The 4,180-nt window shown below is 38.6% G+C and carries 3 protein-coding genes and 2 pseudogenes; 4 read left to right on the top strand and 1 reads right to left on the bottom strand.

Translation table 11 applies throughout. The annotated features are described in order from the left end of the window. Nucleotides 1-138 (top strand): annotated as a pseudogene (locus KDK67_RS13630) (IS5/IS1182 family transposase); the annotation flags it as partial. Between the two features lie 103 nt (nucleotides 139-241). On the opposite strand, the gene KDK67_RS13625 reads toward KDK67_RS13630, so the two are convergent. Next, the gene (locus tag KDK67_RS13625) at nucleotides 242-640 is read right to left on the bottom strand and encodes a DUF5830 family protein (RefSeq protein WP_250869403.1); all 399 of its coding nucleotides are present in this window, start codon (nucleotides 638-640) and stop codon (nucleotides 242-244) included. Between the two features lie 654 nt (nucleotides 641-1,294). Between KDK67_RS13625 and KDK67_RS13620 the strand changes: the two genes are divergently transcribed. The 3 genes and pseudogenes from KDK67_RS13620 to KDK67_RS14705 form a co-directional block, all read left to right on the top strand. After that, nucleotides 1,295-2,812: a glycine betaine uptake BCCT transporter gene (locus tag KDK67_RS13620; RefSeq protein ID WP_250869402.1), complete on the top strand. Its 1,518-nt coding sequence runs from the start codon at nucleotides 1,295-1,297 to the stop codon at nucleotides 2,810-2,812. A gap of 438 nt (nucleotides 2,813-3,250) precedes the next feature. Next, nucleotides 3,251-3,778, top strand: a complete 528-nt coding sequence (locus tag KDK67_RS13615) for a gamma carbonic anhydrase family protein (RefSeq protein WP_250869401.1) — start codon at nucleotides 3,251-3,253, stop codon at nucleotides 3,776-3,778. Next, nucleotides 3,759-3,803 (top strand): annotated as a pseudogene (locus KDK67_RS14705) (hypothetical protein); the annotation flags it as partial. The gene KDK67_RS13615 and the pseudogene KDK67_RS14705, both read left to right, overlap by 20 nt. Nucleotides 3,804-4,180: the final 377 nt, after the last annotated feature.

Genomic DNA, 4,180 nt, shown 5'->3' with positions numbered 1-4,180 from the left:
GCTGTTATCAAAAATGTGTTTACATCAGGATTTGTAAGAGTGACAACGTTGGCAAGAGCAAATGTCAAAATGTTAATTACAGCACTCAGTTATAATCTCTATCAATTGAGGACAATCAGAAGAAAATATTTAGGATGAATAGCGGTAGCTATTCAAAAAAGTTGAAAAGTATATAAATGGATACTAGTAAACTGCTGAAAATAGAGAGAAATACTCAAAAAATTAGCCGAACAAATTTGCTTTAAAAAAATAAGCAGTTAATCGCAATTCTCAGATGTTCAAGGTACAGCTTTCTGACACATGTGGAACCATATGGACCAATTATTCCAGACTTTAGTTCGATATACCAGCATTCATTCATGCCTCTGCCACAACATCGACATTTACTGCTTTCTTTTTTGAAAACGATTTTAGGTTTGTAGAATTCCAGGGCATGTGATTCACGACAGAAATGATAAGTACCATCCCTCTTCTCAACTAGTCCTTCCGTTCTGGCAGCTTCCATTATATCATGCACTACATCATAGTTCTTGGTCACTGTTTTGGACAACAATGTTCTGATCTCAAGTGGAGATAGTTCAGTTGCACTTATTGTTGCAATATAGTCCAGTCCTTTCTGGACAGTCTTTGAATATTTCATTTCATCCCTTTATCAATTTGCCATATAGAATGGAGTGAATCTCGCTTTACCAGTATTAATTGCAGATAATGACCACATACCTTCGCCCATGAAGATATGTGTCTGGTATAAACATACACAAGGAACTTTTCATTATTAAATATTTACATGATTATTGAATTCTTGCGTTTGCATATGTTAATGGCATCAAAAAGAAAGAGACCTACAGTATACCGACCACATCAATCGATACTATCGACAACGTATATGGATTTCAATCCCACTATGGTCTGATTTTAACTAATAAATTCATCCATGTTTTAACATGTTTTTTTATAAAGATAATAGTGTTAGGATTAAATACGCATGGGCAAATACTGCAATAAAGCACGATAATCAACGTTCTGGTTTTTTGGCAAGTACAAAATAATTTTAGATTTGTTGGATTGTACATTCTAAAATCGACTTAGTAAAAATTTAGCGTACAAAAAATTAACGTTACCTATATCCCCGCACTTTTCTTAACAGGTTATCTTCTTCTGGAAGAATGAAGCTGTACATTAGGGTTCATTATAATACTTAAGTGGTATAAACTCATTATGTAAATTATCTGCTTAAAAAATTCATTGAAATTGGACTGATAATATTTAGTTTTGCTAAAGGGGATATTGTACGATGACCAAAGAAAAATTGGCATGTGATCCACATAAGGAAGCGTGTAATTTCAATCCTGCAGTTTTTTATTCTTCCTTGGGATTGGCCATACTGTTTGTGATCTGGGGAGCAACATTTCCTGGTTCCATGCGATCTGTTTCTAATCTTGCACTGAGATTTATAATCGATCAATTCGGTTGGTTATACCTGTTTGCAGTTTTTGGATTTTTGATTTTTGTAATAGCGATTGCTTTGAGCAAATATGGAAGCATTAAGTTAGGTAAAGACGACGATGTGCCAGAATATAGCACATTTTCTTGGATAGCCATGCTGTTTACTTCAGGTATGGCTATTGGTCTTGTTTTCTGGAGTATTGCAGAACCCATAACACACTTTACATCTCCCCCTTTCGGGTCTGCCGAAACCCCGGAGTCAGCCACGTTGGCTCTGCGTTATGTTTTCTTCCACTGGGGTTTGCATCCATGGGCTATCTACAGCCTTGTGGGCCTTTCTTTGGGTTATTTCCAGCACCGTAAAGGTCTTCCAATTCTTATCAGCTCCGTTTTCTATCCTATATTGGGAGATCGCATACATGGGCCAATAGGCCATGTTATCGATGTCCTGGCAGTATTTGCCACAATTTTCGGCCTGAGCACGTCTTTGGGTCTGGGTACCCTGCAGATCAGCAGTGGTCTGAATTTCTTATACAATACACCTGATTCTGATCTTGTTCACTTGTTGATCATTGGTGTAATGACAATCATCTTCACCGGAGCAGCTGTTTTAGGTATCGAAAAAGGGATCCAGTTCATTGCTGAAAGAATTTTTTATCTGGCTTTGATACTGATGGGATTCCTCCTTGTATTTGGACCTACGACATTCATATTTGACATGTTAACAAATACGACCGGGTCTTACCTACAAAACATCTTGTCCATGAGTTTGTGGACCGATCCTGTGATAAAAAGCGGTTGGCTTGGTAGCTGGACCCTGTTCTACTGGGCATGGTGGATATCATGGGGACCTTTCGTAGGCCAGTTCATTGCCAGAATTTCCAGAGGCAGAACCATTCGTGAATTTGTTATCGGGGTCCTTATAGTTCCGACTGCATTCAGTTTCCTGTGGTTGGCAATTTTCGGTTCGACTGCCCTTGAAATAGAATTGTTTGGTAATGGTGGCATTGCTGAGGCTGTTTCGCAAAACGTAGCATCTGCCTTATTTGTTACATTGGCCAACTATCCTCTGGCATCGATAACCTCAATTATTGCTATCGTCCTGGTTGCCGGGTTCTTTGTCACTTCAGCAGATGCAGGGACCTATGTTATAGCCATGCTCACTTCCAATGGTAGCTTAAAGCCAAAGGACAGTGTAAAAGCCATTTGGGGTATCATTTTGGGCTCGGTGGCAGCTGTTCTTCTGGTGACAGGTGGGCTAGTTGCGTTGCAGACCGCGGCCATTGTAGCGGCTTTCCCATTCATGTTCGTGATGATTGCAATGGTTTATTCCATTATCAAAGCTATAAGTTCAGAAAAGGTCTAAGCATTATAAGATTCAAGACGCTGGTGCTCCGGGAGAGGATCGAAAGGTTAGTGCCAGCACTTTATTCCTTTTTATTTTCAACTTGGTTCTTTTGCTTACCTTTTTCTTTTTGGTCTTGTAAAACTCTTTCAATTTTCATATTTTACACAAATAACATACAAAATTTGGTGTATATATTAACAAAAAAGTGTACTTGCCTAGATATATACCTCCTCCAGAGGTACATTGCATCCTATACAACTCCATGCAATGAACCTTTCGATCACCTTACCTTTCGATCACCTTATCCCCCGTTCATTATAAAATATGCAAATATCGAAAATTGTTTCATAGATCGGAGTTCATATATTATTTGTAAGACGAACTTGTTGCAATCCATAGGACTAAATAGTTCGATATTCCACAGATAGAACAGAACGATCTGATCAGGTGAAACACATGCTATTAAAATTCAGAGACAAGGAACCTCTTATAGCTGAAACTGCTTTTATTGCAGATTCTGCAGATATAATAGGAAATGTAATTATAGGTGATGGATCAAGCATCTGGTTCAATGCGGTTATCCGAGGGGATCTGGACAGGATACATATAGGAAACCGTACAAGCATCCAGGACAATGCCATGATCCATACCGACCCTCCCTTCGGAGTCGAGATCGGAGATGACGTATCCGTAGGCCATGGAGCAGTATTGCATAGCTGCAAGATCGGGAACAATGTGCTCATTGGCATGAATTCCACAATTCTTTTCGGGGTTGAGATTGGAGAGAATTCCATCGTTGGCGCCAATGCACTTGTTCCCTCAGGAAAGAAAATCCCGCCTAACAGCGTTATCACAGGAGTTCCCGGAAAGGTCAGAAGGGAAGCCACACCGGAAGATGTTGCCATGATAAAGGAAAATGCAGCATTATATGTGGAATTGGCAGCGGAATATAAGATGCAGCAGAATAAAGAGAGCACGAAGTAAAGTAATAGATGTACTGCGGGCTTACATGAACATAACATCCCACAAACCTTCCATACACTACATAGGCGAAGAACTTGAAGGCTTTGGTATTCGTTGTTTTGTTCCTGAAACGCCTGTCAGACCAGTTTGATGAGTTGATGAAAATGCTTCTAATAAAAATAAATCGTTGTATTAATTTGTGTTAGAATGAAAATTCAGATAGACTCAATTAAACTAAGAACACTTATATTTATTTTAAGTAGCAAACTTGGTTTATCACATTTATATATAATATATGGATCTCATCAACATTGAGTGGGTAATTTAATATTTGTGTCTTCCAATTCAATTCTATGGAAGATAAAGAACTCATTCAAATTGCACTCGGATTGTCATCTCCTTGGTTTGTAAAAAGTATCAATC

The sequence above is a fragment of the Methanococcoides seepicolus genome (genome assembly GCF_023684405.1).
Taxonomy (GTDB): Archaea; Halobacteriota; Methanosarcinia; order Methanosarcinales; family Methanosarcinaceae; genus Methanococcoides; species Methanococcoides seepicolus.
This window is presented reverse-complemented; position numbering and strand designations above follow the sequence as displayed.

Excerpts from the sequence above, each read along its gene's own strand:
- KDK67_RS13625 (WP_250869403.1), bottom strand. The coding sequence starts at position 640 with ATGAAATATTCAAAGACTGTCCAGAAAGGACTGGACTATATTGCAACA.
- KDK67_RS13620 (WP_250869402.1), top strand. The coding sequence starts at position 1,295 with ATGACCAAAGAAAAATTGGCATGTGATCCACATAAGGAAGCGTGTAAT.
- KDK67_RS13615 (WP_250869401.1), top strand. The coding sequence starts at position 3,251 with ATGCTATTAAAATTCAGAGACAAGGAACCTCTTATAGCTGAAACTGCT.